The 18,223-nt window shown below is 39.4% G+C and carries 18 protein-coding genes; all 18 read right to left on the bottom strand.

The features are described from left to right. Nucleotides 1-221: 221 nt before the first annotated feature. Complete coding sequence (trxB, locus tag ACIQXI_RS14030) at nucleotides 222-1,166, bottom strand: thioredoxin-disulfide reductase (RefSeq protein ID WP_402925988.1); 945 nt, start codon at nucleotides 1,164-1,166, stop codon at nucleotides 222-224. Between the two features lie 104 nt (nucleotides 1,167-1,270). Further along, a complete protein-coding gene (locus ACIQXI_RS14025) occupies nucleotides 1,271-2,788 on the bottom strand; it encodes a tetratricopeptide repeat protein (RefSeq protein WP_402925985.1) in 1,518 nt (505 codons plus the stop codon). Between the two features lie 90 nt (nucleotides 2,789-2,878). After that, nucleotides 2,879-3,496 carry a bifunctional phosphoribosyl-AMP cyclohydrolase/phosphoribosyl-ATP diphosphatase HisIE gene (gene hisIE, locus ACIQXI_RS14020; RefSeq protein WP_402925982.1) on the bottom strand — a complete coding sequence of 206 codons (618 nt, stop codon included), beginning with the start codon at nucleotides 3,494-3,496 and terminating at the stop codon, nucleotides 2,879-2,881. After that, nucleotides 3,493-4,254 carry an imidazole glycerol phosphate synthase subunit HisF gene (hisF, locus tag ACIQXI_RS14015; protein WP_402925980.1) on the bottom strand — a complete coding sequence of 254 codons (762 nt, stop codon included), beginning with the start codon at nucleotides 4,252-4,254 and terminating at the stop codon, nucleotides 3,493-3,495. Before hisF ends, hisIE begins: the two co-directional genes overlap by 4 nt. Then, a complete protein-coding gene (hisH, locus tag ACIQXI_RS14010) occupies nucleotides 4,248-4,880 on the bottom strand; it encodes an imidazole glycerol phosphate synthase subunit HisH (RefSeq protein WP_402925977.1) in 633 nt (210 codons plus the stop codon). Before hisH ends, hisF begins: the two co-directional genes overlap by 7 nt. Continuing rightward, a complete protein-coding gene (hisB, locus tag ACIQXI_RS14005; RefSeq protein ID WP_402925975.1) occupies nucleotides 4,877-5,476 on the bottom strand; it encodes an imidazoleglycerol-phosphate dehydratase HisB in 600 nt (199 codons plus the stop codon). Before hisB ends, hisH begins: the two co-directional genes overlap by 4 nt. Before the next feature lie 4 nt (nucleotides 5,477-5,480). Then, nucleotides 5,481-6,755: a histidinol dehydrogenase gene (gene hisD / locus ACIQXI_RS14000; RefSeq protein ID WP_402925972.1), complete on the bottom strand. Its 1,275-nt coding sequence runs from the start codon at nucleotides 6,753-6,755 to the stop codon at nucleotides 5,481-5,483. A 55-nt stretch (nucleotides 6,756-6,810) separates the two neighbouring features. Beyond that, nucleotides 6,811-7,434, bottom strand: a complete 624-nt coding sequence (gene hisG, locus ACIQXI_RS13995; RefSeq protein WP_402925969.1) for an ATP phosphoribosyltransferase — start codon at nucleotides 7,432-7,434, stop codon at nucleotides 6,811-6,813. Further along, on the bottom strand, nucleotides 7,427-8,599 hold the full coding sequence (locus tag ACIQXI_RS13990) for an ATP phosphoribosyltransferase regulatory subunit (protein ID WP_402925967.1): 1,173 nt from the start codon (nucleotides 8,597-8,599) through the stop codon (nucleotides 7,427-7,429). The genes hisG and ACIQXI_RS13990 overlap by 8 nt, the downstream gene beginning before the upstream one ends. Before the next feature lie 686 nt (nucleotides 8,600-9,285). Next, nucleotides 9,286-9,828, bottom strand: coding sequence for an acyltransferase (locus tag ACIQXI_RS13985; RefSeq protein WP_402925965.1), 543 nt, complete (start codon nucleotides 9,826-9,828; stop codon nucleotides 9,286-9,288). Between the two features lie 4 nt (nucleotides 9,829-9,832). Next, nucleotides 9,833-10,474: a pyrophosphatase PpaX gene (gene ppaX / locus ACIQXI_RS13980; protein WP_402925963.1), complete on the bottom strand. Its 642-nt coding sequence runs from the start codon at nucleotides 10,472-10,474 to the stop codon at nucleotides 9,833-9,835. Nucleotides 10,475-10,486: 12 nt separating this feature from the next. Beyond that, nucleotides 10,487-11,308 (bottom strand): prolipoprotein diacylglyceryl transferase, encoded by an 822-nt coding sequence (gene lgt / locus ACIQXI_RS13975; protein ID WP_402925960.1) that lies wholly within the window; start codon nucleotides 11,306-11,308, stop codon nucleotides 10,487-10,489. A 31-nt stretch (nucleotides 11,309-11,339) separates the two neighbouring features. After that, nucleotides 11,340-12,275: an HPr(Ser) kinase/phosphatase gene (hprK, locus tag ACIQXI_RS13970; protein ID WP_402925958.1), complete on the bottom strand. Its 936-nt coding sequence runs from the start codon at nucleotides 12,273-12,275 to the stop codon at nucleotides 11,340-11,342. 214 nt (nucleotides 12,276-12,489) lie between these two features. Next, nucleotides 12,490-12,819, bottom strand: a complete 330-nt coding sequence (gene cccB, locus ACIQXI_RS13965; RefSeq protein WP_402925956.1) for a cytochrome c551 — start codon at nucleotides 12,817-12,819, stop codon at nucleotides 12,490-12,492. Nucleotides 12,820-12,869: 50 nt separating this feature from the next. Beyond that, a complete protein-coding gene (locus ACIQXI_RS13960; protein WP_402925954.1) occupies nucleotides 12,870-13,718 on the bottom strand; it encodes a YitT family protein in 849 nt (282 codons plus the stop codon). Nucleotides 13,719-14,108: 390 nt separating this feature from the next. After that, nucleotides 14,109-15,338, bottom strand: a complete 1,230-nt coding sequence (locus tag ACIQXI_RS13955) for an EAL and HDOD domain-containing protein (RefSeq protein ID WP_402925952.1) — start codon at nucleotides 15,336-15,338, stop codon at nucleotides 14,109-14,111. A gap of 279 nt (nucleotides 15,339-15,617) precedes the next feature. Next, nucleotides 15,618-16,265, bottom strand: a complete 648-nt coding sequence (locus ACIQXI_RS13950; protein ID WP_402926495.1) for a VTT domain-containing protein — start codon at nucleotides 16,263-16,265, stop codon at nucleotides 15,618-15,620. Between the two features lie 284 nt (nucleotides 16,266-16,549). Further along, nucleotides 16,550-18,097, bottom strand: a complete 1,548-nt coding sequence (locus ACIQXI_RS13945; RefSeq protein ID WP_402925950.1) for a fatty acid--CoA ligase family protein — start codon at nucleotides 18,095-18,097, stop codon at nucleotides 16,550-16,552. Nucleotides 18,098-18,223: the final 126 nt, after the last annotated feature.

Genomic DNA, 18,223 nt, shown 5'->3' with positions numbered 1-18,223 from the left:
AATAGGCTGTTCCCACCTACTTTAGGCGGAAACAACCTACTAAAAAAATAAAAGGGGGATTGCTAATTACACTATTTATCTTACACCTTTTATATGTCATTCAAGTTACAGCAATATTAAAACCGTATTAAAAATTTGTATTTTTTTCCGGTAGTAATAGCCACCTTCCTGTGTCCGCCTCGTATGCATACACAGCTCGGGTCGCCCTATCATTATGACTATTAGGCTTTAATTTTTTCTAATAACTCTTCCACATAATGTTGTGCTGCTTGAGCTGCAATACTACCATCACCAGTCGCAGTTACGATTTGACGAAGTGTTTTTTCGCGCACATCACCTGCAGCAAAAATACCTGGTACTTTTGTTTCCATATTTTCATTTGTCACAATATAGCCAGCTTCATTTAGAATGCCTAAAGCTTCAAATGGTTTTGTTAATGGTAGCATACCAATGTAAATAAATACGCCATCTGCTTCAAATTCAGATTCTGTGCCATCAACAGTGGATTGTAATGTTACGCTGCCCACTTTACCGTTCGTCTCGTTAATTTCTTTCACTGTTGCATTCCAAATGAAATCAATTTTGTCGTTTGCAAAAGCACGATCTTGTAGAATTTTTTGAGCACGTAATTTATCACGACGGTGAACAATTGTTACTTTATCAGCAAAACGTGTTAAATAGACACCTTCTTCAACAGCTGAATCTCCGCCACCTACGACAACAAGATTTTTTTGTTTAAAGAATGCGCCATCGCATACTGCACAATAGCTGACACCACGGCCACCAAGCTCTTTTTCACCAGGTACACCCATTTTTTTATATTCCGCACCTGTAGAAAGAATAATTGCTCGTGTTTTGTATTCTTTACCGCCTGATTTAATTGTTTTATATTCTTCGCCATCGATGATTTCTGAAACATCACCGTAAGCATATTCAGCGCCGAATTTTTTCGCATGTTCGAACATTTTAGTAGACAGCTCAGGCCCTAAAATTGTATCAAATCCTGGGTAGTTTTCTACTTCTTCTGTGTTCGCCATTTGTCCACCAGGGATACCACGTTCTATCATTAACGTTGCAAGGTTTGCACGTGATGTATAAACAGCCGCAGTCATGCCGGCAGGTCCTGCCCCAATAATTACAACATCATAAATTTTTTCTTCTGACATACATACTTCCTCCTAAACTTGTAATACTTTTTCATAATAACGTTAGTATGTTCATCGTATGTGAAAGCAGTCAGTTATTCAACTTTGTTGCTCACAACCTAAAATTAATTAGTTGGTAAAAACATTAACAATTCTTCAATATATTTAGATAATGTTGATACAGATACCCCATACTGTTCAGCAATTTCTTTTTTCGTGACCTTCAACATACGAGAAGAGCGGAATAAATAATCATTGGCACCTGCAATAGCAGCTGGATTCGTAAAGCGATAATTTGAGTTCAGCGCTTGTTCACAAAGGACAAACCACATTTGGAACATCGGTGCAACAAGTGTTGTCAATTTGCCATAGTGTTCTAATAAAATTTCAGGTACACGTACTGCTCTTAAAAAGCTTGCCTCTACCTTATTTTTATCGTCAAATTGATGGCCAAGTCCATACGCTAGAAAGAGCTTTTCAAAAGCACCAAATTGGTCAACATCGATCCACGTAGGATGCGCTATAATTTCCTGCTTATGCGCTGTACGATTTAGCAAAAATAAACCGAATAGACGATCGCTGACATAGTTACTTTCCAATTTTTCTACGATATAATCTCGATCGTGTTCTAATGCGTCCAGCTCATATGTATTTTCCTGCTGACGCCATGGTTCAAAGCCCTCTTTTTCCGGATCCAGTTCAATCAACTGTTCCCAAGCACTTTTAGCAATTTCATCATAGCCAGAAAAATACGCTGCATGCGATAACCAGAAGTAAAAGCCTGGATCCCCTAAATAGCCTCGTTTTTGCATGCTACGTAACCATTTAAAGGCTATTTCATATTGACCAATTAGTGCGAGCGTTGCCCCTAATTTATAACGATGATCCCAAGCGTAAGGCTGAATTTTCACCAATACTTCTAGAAGAGCATTTAATTCCTCATCATTTTTCTCATAGTACGCAATAACCGTTAAATTACATAACGCATGTAAATTCCCTTTGTTTTCACGCAATACGGTGTTGAGGATAGCTTTTGCCTGCTCGGCTTCCCCGACATAAAAATAAGCTAAAGCTAAATTATTGTAGGCAGACCAAAATTCAGGTCGATCTTCTACTAATTGTTCTAATATATTAATGGCTTCAGGAAAATCACCCTTTTCCATACACCGACGCGCTTGCTCTTGACGATATAAATCTTCGCCACTACCTTCAAGCTCTTCATAATCATCCTGTTCAAATGCTACAAATTCTAAAATTTCTGCCGCTTCATCTGCATAAGCTCCATCAGGTTCCATTTCCAAGTATTGCTCTGCAAAGCGTTTGGCATCTTGAATAATGCCCACACAACCAGACACCTCTGCCATATAAAAAATAATTTCCGGTTCATTTGGGTCTAATTGATAGGCACGACGAAGTAAGTCATAGGCTTCTTCAAAACCTTGACCTTCTAGTTCTACAATCGCTAATTGCAGTAAAATCATCGGATCATCAGGACTTAAATCTACAGCTCGTTGTAAATATTTATAGGCTTTGTCCATCTGTCCACTATTCATCGCTTGTATTGATTTTTTATAATAATAGTCGCCTGTTGGAATGAACGATACGACATTTGTTTGCTTCTCTTTTTGACGTTTCTTTTCCAAAATATTTCCTCCGAAACAAGAAATAAGGAACGTATTAGACGTTCCTTTTTACAGTAACTTATATTATACCATACAATAAGCGATATGCTGTTATTTCTCCTCGTGACGTTTTTCTAAAACGTGCAATACATCAAATACGTTCACTTTTTGTTCTTGCAATAAAACTAATAGGTGGTAAATTAAATCGGCTGCTTCCCATTTAACTTCTTCTGTATCACGGTTTTTCGCACCAATGACAACTTCTGTTGCTTCTTCCCCAACTTTTTTACAAATTTTATCGATGCCTTTGTCAAATAAATATGTAGTATATGCACCTTCAGGCATTTCTTGCTCACGCTTTTCGATCACTTTGACTAACTTCGGAATAATGCCGACCGAACCAACCTTTGTCTGTTCTAGCACTACATTCGTAAAGCATGACGTTGTACCATTATGGCATGCAGGACCAGCAGGTAATACTTCTACTACTAAGGCATCACCATCACAGTCCGCTTTAATGGACACTACTTTTTGCACATTCCCACTCGTCGCTCCTTTATGCCAAAGTTCTTCACGAGAACGGGAGTAAAACCATGTTTCGCATGTTGCAATCGTTTTTGCTAATGATTCTTTATTCATATAGGCAACAGTTAATACTTCTTTTGTGTTGGCGTCTTGTACAACTGCTGTCACTAAACCCTTATCATCAAATTTAATGTTGTCCATCATCTTACTGCCACTCCTTTTTCACGTAAGTATTGTTTTACTTGCGCTACGCTCGTTTCTTTGTAATGAAAGATAGATGCTGCTAGTGCCGCATCTGCATCGACATCATCTGTTAATACTTCGTAAAAATGTTCGGCATTTCCCGCACCGCCACTTGCAATCACGGGGACTGTCACGGCTTGTCGTACAGCCTTCGTTAACGCTAAATCAAATCCTGTTTTTTCGCCGTCCTGATTCATACTTGTTAGTAAAATCTCGCCAGCACCTAAGCGCACTGCTTCTTGTGCCCACTCTATCGCTTGCCAAGATGTTTTATTGCGGCCACCATGTGTATACACCATCCACGTACCATCTTCTTCACTGTAGCGTGCATCAATTGCCACAACAATACATTGTGCGCCAAAAAAGTCTGACCCTTCTTTAATAAGCGCCGGGCGTTCTAGTGCAGATGTATTGACGGATACTTTATCGGCACCTGCGCGTAAAATTCGTTTCATATCTTCTAATGAGCGAATCCCGCCACCAACAGTAAAAGGAATAGCTAATGACGCCGCAGTTTGGCGTACTACATCGACCATCGTTTCACGACCTTCGTGCGATGCAGATATATCAAGGAATACAAGCTCATCTGCCCCTTGCGTATCATAAAACTTGGCCAGTTCTACCGGATCGCCAGCATCCCGTAATGAAACGAACTGTACCCCTTTGACAACACGCCCTTCCTTTACATCAAGACATGGAATTATACGTTTTGTTAGCACACCGCCACCCCTTTTAACCACTGTTGTAATAAGTAAACGCCTAGCTCACCTGATTTTTCCGGATGGAATTGCATACCTGTAATCGAGCCTTTAGCAACGATTCCTGGTACTGCAATACCATGGTAGTCAGCATAGGCCACTAGTTCTGTCGGTTCAATATTCGTCGCATAAAACGAATGGACAAAATAAACGTGCTCGGCAGGTGCCTCGTCTTGTAACCATACAGGGCGATTCATTACAATCAATTCATTCCAGCCCATATGTGGTACTCGATAAGTCTGCTCCCCTTGAACACCGCTAAAGCGTTGAATGCTGCCTTTGAAGAAACCTAGTCCCTTCGTAGGCGTCAACTCTGCACTTTCCTCAAATAATAATTGCATCCCTAAGCAAATACCAAGCAATGGTCGATTTTCTGCCTGCACTTTTTGCAAATAGCAATCTAATTTTGTGTCAGCTAAGCGTTTCATAGCATCTGGAAATGCCCCAACACCGGGCAGTAAAAGCGCATCAACTGCATCTAGCTCACTTTCTTGTGCAGTTACAATAACCTCGCAGCCAAGTCGTTGTAAGGCTTGCTCAACACTAAATAAATTGCCCATGCCATAGTCAATCACACCTATTTTCACGTTAACAGCCCCTTTGTTGACGGTACACCTTTAACACGAGGGTCAATCTCCACAGCTGCGTCAATTGCACGGGCTAGCGCTTTAAATATCGCTTCAATAATATGATGCGTATTATGTCCGTATGGCACAATTACATGAACATTCATACGGGCTTCAAGTGCGAACTTCCATAAAAACTCATGTACTAATTCTGTATCAAACGTGCCGACCTTCTGTTTTAGTTCAGGCACACGGTATTCTAAATGTGGACGGTTGGAACAATCGACAACAACTTGTGCAAGTGCATCATCCATTGGCACAAAGGCAGTACCGTAGCGTTTAATGCCTTTTTTATCACCGAGTGCTTCACGAATTGCTTGTCCTAACACGATGCCAAGGTCTTCTGTCGTATGGTGATCGTCAATATGCGTATCACCGTTCGCCTGAATTGTGCCATTAAAAAGACCATGTTTTATAAATAAATCCAACATATGATCCATAAAGCCGACACCCGTATGAATATCTGCTATACCTTCACCATCTAAATCAATAGCTACTGCAATTTGCGTTTCATTTGTTTTGCGCTCTACTTTTGCATAACGTCTCTTTTCTGTCATCGTACTACTCCTTTTCCCATCCACGAGATTCGACTGCACGCGCATGCCCCTCTAAACCTTCCATGCGAGCTAAGCGTGCGATTTTTGGGGCATTTTCGGCCCAAGTTTTTTCACTATAATAAACGATGCTCGATTTTTTCACGAAATCATCTACATTTAATCCACTGGCAAAACGAGCTGTGCTGTTTGTCGGTAACACATGGTTTGTACCTGCGAAATAATCCCCAACTGGCTCCGAGCTATAGCGTCCGATAAAGATAGCACCCGCGTGACGTACTTGCTGTGCAACAGCTTCTGCATTTTTGGTCACGATTTCTAAATGTTCCGGAGCTAATGAGTTTATAGCCTCCACTGCTTGTGTCAGTGTTTCAGCAATATAGATCGCACCATAATTTTCGATTGCGGCACGAGCTACTGCCTCACGGGGCAATGTCGCCAATTGTTTTTCTACTTGAGTTGCGACGTTATAAGCAAGCTGTTCAGAGGTTGTGACTAAAATGGCACAAGCCATTTTATCGTGCTCTGCCTGTGATAATAAATCTGCAGCGACTTCATCCGCAAAGGCTGTTTCATCAGCAATGATTGCAATTTCACTTGGACCAGCAATCATATCAATCGCGACTTCACCAAATACTTCACGTTTAGCAAGGGCAACAAATATATTGCCTGGTCCTGTAATTTTATCCACTGCTGGAATGGTCTCCGTGCCATAGGCAAGTGCCGCAATTGCCTGTGCTCCGCCCAGTTTATAGACTTCTTCAACGCCTAAAATATGAGCAGCAGCTAGCACGCCTGCAGGTAATTTACCATCCTGACCGGCTGGTGACGTCATCACAATTCGCTTCACACCAGCTACTTGTGCAGGGATAACGTTCATTAAAACAGAGGAAGGATATGCTGCTGTCCCCCCCGGAACGTATAGACCTACTGCATCGAGAGCAGTAATTCGTTGTCCAAGCCAGGAGCCATCTGCTAATTCCATGCGGAAACCAGCACGCTGTTGTTGCTCATGATAGAGACGAATATTTTGTGCAGCTTCTGTTAAATCAGCATAAAGTTGTGGATCTAATGCGGTTACGCCTTCTGCAATTTCTTCCTTTGTAACAAGGAAATTGTTAGGTGCAAAACCATCCCATTTTTCAGTATATGTACGTACTGCACTGTCACCTTGTGCTCGGACATCTGCTATTACTTGTCGTACAACCTTTAATTGTTCTTCATTGCCACCTTCAAGTGGACGTTTCAAAGAAATACCTTTTGCTAACTTCGTTATTTTCATGAAAAAAGTCCCCTTTATCTCTAGGTTCGTGCAACATCTTTTGGCAAAACATTTATTAGTCGACACATCGCTTTAAGCGTTTTACCAAGTCAATGATGCGTTCACCTTTCATACGGTAACTCACTGGATTGGCGATTAAGCGTGAGGAAACATCAGTAATAAACTCATATTCGACTAAGCCATTTTCTTTTAACGTACGTCCTGTTGATACAATATCGACAATGCGATCTGCTAAACCAATCATCGGCGCAAGCTCAATTGACCCGTTTAGTTCAATAATTTCAACTTGCTCGCCAATCCCTTTATAGTACTTCATCGCAATGTTTGGATATTTAGTCGCAATGCGTGGCGCAATTTCATTCATCGTCGTATTAGGCAAGCCGGCAGATGCGATATAGCATGTACTTATTTTTAAATCAAGAAGCTCATGTACGACACGCTGTTGTTCCAGTAAAACATCTTTGCCAGCAATGCCGATATCTGCAACACCGTGCTCGACATAAACCGGAACATCCATTGGTTTTGCTAGAATAAAACGAATTTTCTCTTCAGGGATTTCAATCATTAATTTACGCGTCATCTCGACTTCTTCTGGTAAATTAAAGCCTGCTTCTATTAGCATTTGATATGCCTCTTCAAAAATGCGCCCTTTCGGCATCGCAATTGTTAATTCATTCACCGCGATTTTCCTCCTGTCCAACAACTTCTACCTGTGAAAAATGCGTTAAGAAGGCTGCTTCATCAACTAAACTACTTCTCAACTGTAATGTCGCCTGTTTCCCTTCAGCTCGTAACGCTTGTATCTTTGCAAGAGCTGCTTCAAAATCTGCTTCCTCAAATAGCACAACAATGGCTTCTTCATTATCTAAAGCTTGGGCAGTTATTGTTTCCAACAATCTATCTACTCGAATACTGAAGCCTGTAGCACCTACTGTTGAGCCAAATACTTCAAGCAGTCCATCATAACGGCCACCATTCCCTAAAGGGAACCCACTGCCAGCCGCAAATACTTCAAATAACATTCCCGTGTAATAGCTCATATGGCTGGAAAGCGTAAAATCAAATGCTACATAGTGTGCTAAGTCCGCTACTGCTAGTAATTTTGCTAGCTGTTGCATATATTCTAGTGCGTCATTTTTGCGGACATATTTTTCGATATCACGAATTTCCTTTAAAGTCATAGCTTCTTCAATAAATTGTAATAGGGCATCCGATTTTGTTTTTGGTAAATCAAATGATGCAACAGCTTCTTCAAAGCCTACATAGTTACGCTGTACAAGCAGTGTACGTAATATATTTTGTTGTTCAATACTTTCTGTATAGTCCTGTAAAATGCAATTCAAAACACCTGCATGACCGATTGTTACTTTGAAATTTTCTATGCCAAATTGTTTTAACAATTCCATTGCTGTCATAATTACTTCAGCATCTGCAAATACGGAGTGATCTCCAATTAGCTCTACTCCCATTTGTTCAAATTCTGCTGGACGACCACCTTCTGTTTCCTGTGCACGGAAAACACTAGCAAAATAAGCTAAACGTAATGGAATCATTTCTTTTAATAATTTTGATGTGGCTACGCGTGCAATTGGCGTTGTCATGTCAGGACGTAGAACGAGCGTATTGCCCTGACTATCTACAAGCTTGAATAAATGCGCATCAGAAATAGCAGATGCTTTTCCTACTGTATCGAAATACTCAACCGTAGGCGTCTTGATAAATTCATAGCCTCTTGAGCGTAAAAAACTTCGACCAGTTTGTCTTACAGCTTCTACTTTTTCATATATTTGCGGAAATTTATCGCGCATCCCAAGTGGCTTTTCAAACATTTTAATCGCTGACATGTTGACACTTCCTCACGTTTTACTTTAATTCACTAGAGTGCTAGAGAATTAGAATATGAAAGTATTTTAACGCAAACTATCTTTACAGTCAAGGTTTGTACATTGAATTCTCAAATAATTTCAATTCTTATTATTCAGTTAATTATACACCTATTTATTTAAAGTGGAACTGTTATCAATCTCTATTACACAGCTTGAATAACGTAAAAATGGCTAGGACAAAAGAAAAAGTGTTAGATTGACTGCAATCAATCTAACACTTTTTCCAACGCCGTTGATGTCCGCTACGGCGGATGCTTTCCGCTCAGCACAGTAAGCCGCTACCATTAAAGCGCCTGGCACTTAGCATAGATACCTGGGAGAATATCGGTCCTAAATCGTAAAAATTCACTTCGCTTTCCGCGGGCACAGTGTAAGCCGCAACCCTCGCTGTCGCGCGGTCTGTTGCGTCTTACAACATATGCTGTTCCCGCAGGAGTCTACGTGAATTTTTACTTAGTAAGTAAATAATACATGGCTAGCATGGAAATTGCATTAATGCCGAGAATCCGTCCACCGTTAGATTTTATCTATTGCCAAAGAGTGAATAGCTAAGTTCTCCTTCAGAAAAATAGTAAAATTTACGAACACCTTTGTCCCTGTTTATCAATTACACCTCAGCGCAATTGTGTCGCAGCCTCATTATCTCACTTTTTCGGCGTGCACCATTGCACAACTTCCTTCTGTTTGCGCTCCGCCATTTGTTCGGCTGTATAAATAATTCGCATCGGATTACCACCTGCTAGACAGCCAGCTGGTACATCCTTATGGACTAGTGTGGCTGCTGACACAATGGCTCCATCACCTATTGATACACCTGGTAAAATGGTTGAATTCGCACCGACCATCACTTCATTGCCAATATGGACATCCCCTAGACGATATTCCTCAATTAAGTATTCATGTGCTAATATTGTCGTATTAAAGCCAATAACGGTATTATTGCCGACATGAATACGCTCAGGAAACATCGTATCTGGCATAACCATTAAAGCTATCGATGTTTGTTCACCAATTTTCATTTTTAAAAAAGTACGATACAGCCAGTTCTTCACGCGTAAAAAAGGTGTGAAGCGTCCAATTTGAATGACAATGAAGCACTTCATCACCTTCCAAAAGGACACCGTATCATAAACATTCCATAATGAGTTTGCTCCTTCGACACGATATCTTTCTGTTTTACGCGCCATAGCTTTACCCCTCTTTCACAATCGCAAGTAAATCCTTCATATGGTCTAACATATACTCTGGTTGAAACTGCTGTAAATATTGTTCCCCTTTTAATGACCATACAACACCCGCAGCTCTTACACCGGCATTATGCCCAGCCTCAATATCATGAGAATTATCACCGATCATGATAGCATCTTCTTTTGCTATATCGAGACGTGATAGAGCAAGTAATACAGGCTCAGGATCAGGCTTCACATGTTGGACATCGTCTGTCCCGACGATGACATCAAATAGATGGCTAGCTCCTAAAATATGCAACCCACGATCAATCATGGAATTACGTTTTGTTGAGACAATAGCTAATTTAATGCCCATAGATTTTAGTTGCTCTAACGTGGACACCACATCAGGGAACTCTGTTACAAGCTCATCATGATGTGGTTCATTCCAAGCGCGATATTTAGCCATCATTTCGTCTTCTTCGCCTGGCGTTAATTCACTAAATGTCTGTTTTAATGACGGACCCATGAATTTCAGGCAATCTTTTGGCGAATATTGCCCGGGAAATCTCTCTTCTAAAACATGCATAAATGATTGAATGATTAAATCATTTGTATTTAATAGCGTACCATCAAAATCAAAAAGCAATGCCTTTACAGCCATACTTTTCACTCCTTACTTATTGTCCAAATATTTTACTACAGGCTTTACTTTTAAACGGCGATATATTATTGCCACAAGTCCTACGACAATACCTATAATTGAAACAACTTGCGCCGAGCGTAAGTCTCCTACTAAATAAAGGCTATCTGTACGAAGACCTTCAATATAGAAGCGACCAATTGAATACCATATTAAATAGCTAAAGAAAATCTCACCGCGATTTAAATTCACTTTACGTAATACCAGTAAAATTATTAAGCCGACAAAATTCCATGCAGATTCATATAAAAACGTAGGATGAACATACGTCCCTAGTTCTTCAATATACATTTGGTTAATAATCCAATCAGGAAGCATCATATTTTCTAAAAATGAACGTGACACAGGGCCGCCGAATGCTTCTTGGTTCATAAAATTACCCCAACGGCCAATAATTTGACCAATTAACAGACTCGGCGCTAAAATATCTGCCACACGTAAAAAGCTTACCCCTTTTTTTCGAGTAAATATGTAAGCCGTCACAAATGCACCGATTAACGCACCGTGAATAGCGATACCGCCATTCCAAATTTGAATAATATTGCCCGGATTTTCGCTATAATAATCCCAACGCATCGAAACATAGTAGATGCGCGCGCAGACAATTGAGATTGGCACTGCCCATAATAACAAGTCTGCTAAAAAATCCTCAGGCAAGCCACGTTTGACAGCCTCTCTTTGTCCAACAAAATATGCTAAAATAATCCCCGATACAATTAAAAGTCCGTACCAACGTACAGGAATTGGCCCTAAATGAAAGGCGACAGGGTTAATATCTAAAAGTAGTAAATCCATTTTTTGCTCCTCTCAATATTGAACGATGCGATTAATCGTCTAATTCATCTGTTGAAGAAATCACTTCATCTAATCTTCTTGAAAACTCTTCCGCTGCATTGACACCCATTTTTTTCAAGCGGTAATTCATCGCTGCAACTTCGATAATAACTGATACATTTCGACCAGGACGTACAGGAATTGTTAGTTTTGTCAGTTCCGTATCAATGATTTTCATTTTCTCTTCTTCTAAACCTAAGCGATCATATACTTTCTCAGGATCCCATATTTCCAATTCAATAATTAAGGTAATACGCTTATAAGGTCGAACAGCACTTGCTCCAAAGAGTGTCATAATATCAATAATCCCAATACCTCGGATTTCTAATAAATGCTCTAAAAGCGGTGGTGGGCTACCTATTAAAAAGTTTTCAGATTCCTGACGTATTTCCACGCAATCATCCGCAACTAAGCGATGTCCTTTTTTAACAAGTTCAAGCGCAGTTTCACTTTTCCCAACCCCGCTTTTTCCGATAATAAGCACACCGATGCCATAGACATCGACCAATACCCCGTGTGCTGCTGTCATAGGTGCTAAGCGCCCCTCTAAATAATTGGTTAGCCTACTCGAAAATTTCGTTGTTGTCATATGTGTTTTGAAAACAGGTACATGCTTTTCATTAGCAGCTTGAATAAGCTCTTCCGGAACTTCTAAATCACGCGAGATAATGATAGCTGGTGTGTCCTGCGAACATAGTAACCGCATTCGTTCCAGTTTCACATTTACAGGTAACATTTCGAAAAAGGACAGCTCCGTTTTACCTAGCAATTGTACGCGATTAGCAGGATAATGCGTAAAATATCCCGCCATCTCTAAGCCTGGTCTAGAAATATCACTCGTGGTAATTGTTCTTCCTATTCCTTCTTCCCCACCTAATAACTCTAGCTTAAATTTTTCCATTACGTCCCTTGTCATTACTACGACCAATGTTTGCAGCCTCCATTCAAACGAATTGAATATTGTTTTATTTTAGCATGCCTATGTATAAAAGAAATGAATTTACACTTGTTTGCATGTATATTGCGTAATACCATTATACTTCCTTCAAGACAGCGGTGTAACATCCAAGTGCTATAATTGCCTATTATATGTAAAAACAGAAAAACTAGCGGTCTACAGAACCGCTAGTTTTTTCATCTATTTATTTTTGAGTCGCTAACCATTTTGCAACGGCTTCCGCGTCTGCACCTTTAATAAGTCCAGGTGGCATAGCCCCACGACCATTGTTAATGACATCCAAAATTTCCTCTTCCGATAAACGAGAGCCTACATTGTTTAGTGCAGGTGCACTACCCATACCTTGCAACTCGCCACCATGACAAGTAACACATGACTTCATTGCGATAGCTTTACCGTCTGGCTCAGCAGCCGTATCGTTATTGCCTGTAGCATTATTTTTGTCTCCGCCGCCACCACATGCAGCAAGGAAAATTGCTGAACCGAACACTAATGTTAACATTGCTTTTTTCATTAGTACCCCTCCTAAATAAATGAATATCTTTCCGTAATATTATACCAAAACTACGCGCGTTTGAAACCTTCACCTAATACCTCGTAAGCATCAGAAACGATGACAAACGCAGATGGATCAACGTTTTTAATGAGTTGTTTCAGCTTTGTGAACTCTGTTTGGTAAACCACAACCATTAACACTGGTCGTGCTTGTCCTGTATAACCGCCAATTGCTGGTAATTTTGTTACACCACGATTAATTTCGGCATATATTGCATCACGCACTTCATCTTGCTTCAACGTAATAATATAGACCATTTTAGATTGACTAAATCCAAGTTGTATAATATCAATCGTTTTGGTTGTAACATAAAGCCCAATTAACGCATAGAGTCCTTTTTCTAAGTCAAAAACAATCGCTGCACTAATCGCGATAATTCCATCAATTAATAGTACACTTGTACCAAGCGATAATCCGGTAAACTTTGTTATAATTTGCGCTAGTAAATCAGTGCCACCAGTAGAAGCATTCCCCTTAAAGACAAGTCCTATTCCTAATCCAACAACAATTCCCCCAAAAAGTGCCCCAAGCAAAGGATTGTCTGTCCAAGGTTCCCAATTATCTGTTATCAATACAACAAATGGTAATGTTATTGTACCAACAAAAGACTTTACACCAAACTTTTTACCAAGTATTAGAACGCCAGCTAAAAACAGCGGGATATTAAATGCATATTGAACGAGTCCAGGATTCCAGCCAAATAAGCCATGTAAAATGGTGCTTATTCCACTAACGCCACCTGATGCTACTTGATTAGGTAGTAAAAAGACATTGAAACCAATTGCCACAACTGCGGCACCAATAATGACATATACATATTCCAAAATACTTGTTTTTACATCTTGTGTTTGATTCATTTCCTCACGCCCACTTCAACTATCAGAATTTTTCTAAAGACGACATGATTATAGCAAATAGTTTACACGTTGAGAACTTCATCTTGATAAAGAGAAACTCCACTTTGAATGACTCTCTACTCCTAATACATCAAAAGCAAAAGAGAAAGTGTTAGATTGACTGCCGACAATCTAACACTTTCTGCCATACCGTTGATGTCCGCTACGGCGGTGCTTTTCACGGGCACATCGTAAGCCGCAACCCTCGCTACTGCGCGGGCTGCGGCTTACATTGTGTGCTGTTCTGAGCAGGAGTCAACGCCTTCGATACCATCAACCAGTGTATTCTCTTTACAAAATGTAGGTTATTTTTAAGCTATGTCACTACCCCATTTTTTATAGTTCATTTAATTATAGTGATGTTTCTGCCCATTCAAGTGCTTCATTGTAAAGTAAATCGATGCTTGTCATTTCTAGATTTAATTGAGGAGCTAATTGTTCTAAGCGTTGCCAATCTAATTTTCCTAGAGCAATACTAAATTCCAAATAAGGCGTCATCTCTGTTTGACCACCTAAAATTGTTTCGCTTATCGCCTCTGAAAAAGGTAGTTGCTGCAAAATAGCATGCATCGGTCTTTGTAATATCGTATCAATTAATGAAAACATTCCAACTAAAAAGTATTCAGAAAAGTTTTCTTTATAGGATAGCTTTGCTAATTTTTCACAAACCTTTGCTCTGAACAAAGAGGTACACATCAATTCTTGAAAAAGATCGGAATCTGTTTTACCGTCAAATTCACGCAAAGCTAATAAATAAATCCATTTCCGAAGATTCGCTAGACCAAGCAATAAAATCGCTTGCTTGATTGAACGGACTTTAGATTTTGAACGTCTATTTGAATTATTAATCATTTGTAATAATTTATACGTCAGAGATATATCTCGCTCAATATTTTCTGCTAACAGGTGAACATTTGGCTCTTCTTCTTTTAAGAGCGAAATAATATGGAAATATTGAATAGCGTTTGCTGGAATATCCATTGCTTTAATTATTTGAGGCTGTTCAAAAAAATAACCTTGAAATAACTCATAGCCTGAATGCATCGCTATTTTAAATTGCTGTTGTGTTTCGACTTTTTCTGCAAGCAATTGAATATGAGGGAAATTTTCTTTTACCAAATTTTCGATTTCCATTCGTTCAAGCACAGAAGATAATAAAAAATCTACCTTTATAAAATCGATATGTGGAAACAGGCTCTCATATACTTGGCTATCCTCTTTTAAAATAAAATCATCCAACGCTATTTTAAATCCATGTGACTTCAACTCTATGATACGGTCAACTAATTTTGGTGTTAGTGGTACATCTTCTAAAATTTCTATGACAACTTGCGAAGGATTTAAAAATTCCTCGATTGAACTCATTAGCAAGTTTTCCGTAAAATTAACAAAACAAGGCTTTCCTTTCGTCACCTCGTCGATACCAATTGATAAAAATGAATTCACTAACACATCCACTGTTGCAGCATCTGAATCGACATCAGGAAATGCATTCACATTATTGTTTCGATATAACAATTCATACGCAACGATTTGTTCGTGAAGATTAAAGATTGGCTGTCTCCCGATAAATACTTCCATTTCGTTGCCTCCAATTCACCATTTTCTAGTAATTATTATAGCATCTTTCATTACCTTACGCTTATTTTTTCAATATAACTTTAAGTTTTTCTTACAGAATAACTATTATATGCCTATAAATTTAGCTAATTATTACTTTCCAAAATAAAGTAGCTTTGCATAATATATTTTTGATATCCTTCTCCTCCACCATCTAACCCTGATAGTAAAAAAAGATTGTTATGCTAGCACTAATTAACAAATAAAAAAATGCCTCAGAATGATATCTGAGGCACTTAGTTATTTTCCACCAAGTTTTGCTTTTACAGCACCAACCACTGCTGGTACAACTGATATAAATATGATTAAAATTAGTACTACCGAGAAGTTGTCTTTAATAATTGGGATATTACCAAAGAAATAACCAAGTAATGTACAGCTGAATACCCATAACACTGCACCTACAATGTTATACAGTAAAAAGTAGCTATAGTGCATCTTACTTGCGCCTGCAACAAACGGGATAAACGTACGAATAAATGGCATGAATCGAGCAATTACAATCGTTTTCCCACCATGTGTGTTAAAAAATTTCTCCGCTGCTTCCATGCGTTCTTTTTTAACAATTCGGCCTAAAAAGCTTTTCGGTGGAATCGAAGTTCCGACTTTATGGCCTATATGATAATTCATTGTATCCCCTAAGATTGCCGCTGCCAAAAATACAGGAATTAAAACCCATAAATCAAAGGCACCCATCGCTGCTGTTAATGTACCACTAGCGAAAAGTAATGAATCACCCGGTAAAAATGGAAAAATAACAACACCTGTTTCGACAAACACAATGGCAAATAAAATGAGATAACTCCAATTACCAAAATCACGAATGATTTCTTCCAAATGCACATCAATATGCATTATAAAACTAATTAACTCTTGAATGAGTCCTATCATCGTTTTTGTAAGCTCTCTTTCAATTTAATTTTTCTAAAAGCTTGGACGTTGTTGCACACTAATGGGTTCCATAACAGCTTATATATTACTTCTCCCCTACTATATGACAAGCCCTTTTAAAGTATGTAGAAGTTTACACATGACTGATTTTATCACTACAGCTCTATGCACTCAACTTATTTCACAGTGCCAGGCACCCAAACAATTCTGACAATTTAAAAAAGACAAGCAAGCCCACCATATGATTTTCCATGGTGGGCTTGCTTTCTAGTATATTATTTTTATACTTTTGCTTTTAAGGAACGGCGCAAAATTTTCCCTGTTGTATTTTTCGGTAGCTCATCCAGTATTTCAACAACCTTTGGTACTTTGTATTTCACCATATGCTGTGCACAGTACGCCAATATGTCGTCTGTCGTTGTGGCCGCTACCTCCTTGAGCACAATGTAGGCATGAACTGCTTCACCAAAATTAGGATCAGGGTAGCCGACAACTGCTGCTTCTACCACATTATCATGGGCAAACAGCACTTCCTCTACTTCTCTTGGATAGACATTATAGCCACCCACAAGAATCATATCCTTTTTGCGATCAACGATATAAAAATAGCCTTCGTCATCTACTTTTGCCAAGTCTCCCGTGTATAACCAGCCATCACGGATAGCCATGGCCGTTTCTTCAGGCATTTTATAATAGCCTTTCATGACATTGGGACCACGAACGACTAACTCACCGACCTCACCAACCGGCACTTCTCGACCATGAACATCCACGACTCTATTTACAACATTATTGATAGATGTACCGATAGAGCCAGCTTTGCGGTCTCGATCTAATGGATTAAAACATGTTACCGGTGATGCTTCTGATAAACCATAGCCTTCTGATACACGTACATTAAATTTCTGCTCGAAATTATGTAATAGTGCGACAGGTAAAGATGCTCCACCTGAAATGGCTAAACGGATTGTCGCGAAATCTTCCGGCTTGCCTTCAGGTAGTAAATATAAAAAGTTATACATCGTTGGTACACCTGCAAAAACCGTTGCCTGTTGCTCCTTCGCTAACGCAAAAATTTCACTTGGACTAAAGCGCGGTGCCAGCAAAACCGTTGCGCCACTAATTAACGGTGCATTCACTACGACTGTTAACGCAAATACATGGAAAACCGGTAATGTTGCAATAATACGATCATCTGCTCGATAGCCTAAATACGTTGAGACGTCTCGTGCATTGGAATAAACATTTTCATGTGTCAGCATGGCACCCTTTGGAGTCCCTGTTGTACCTGACGTATATAAAATAATAGCCGTGTCATTTTGTGCTACGTTAGCAGGTTCTAATGAGCCAGTTGCACGCGCAATCACCTGTGAAAACAAATGCGTTTTTGCCTTTGCCTCTTGCGATAAAGCTGCTATTTTTTCAGCTACATCTGCTGTTGTTTCACAAACGACAAATGTTGCGACTTCCGGAAAGGCTTGTACACCTAGTTCGACTAATGGAAGCAGTGCATCAAGCGCAATAACCGCTTTAACATCGCCATTTCGTAAAATATAAGAAATCTCATCTGGTGTATAGATTGGATTGACAGGAATAGCTGTCGCTCCTAACCGCATTGTTGCATATAAAGCAATTAAATAATGTGGCGTATTGCCGAGTAAAAACGCCACGTGATCCCCTTTTTGTACCCCTAAATCTTGTAACCCTTGTGCAAAGCGACCAACAGTCTGTTCAAATTCCCCATAGGTCGTATCTTTCCCCATAAAATGATACGCAATTTTTTCCGGTTGCTCTGCTGCTTGTTGACGAACACATGAAACTAAATTCAATTACACCATCCCCTTATCGTATAAAATGAATCGTTATTCAGTAATATTATATAAGAAATATATCTAAAAAACAATGAGTCTTTTTACTTCATGTTGTTATTACCGTTAAATAATTCATTTTTTTCT

This window comes from Lysinibacillus sp. NPDC097195 (genome assembly GCF_044762075.1).
Classification (GTDB): Bacteria; Bacillota; Bacilli; order Bacillales_A; family Planococcaceae; genus Lysinibacillus.
The sequence above is the reverse complement of the archived record's forward strand: the minus strand, read 5'-3'. Positions and strand labels throughout refer to the sequence as shown.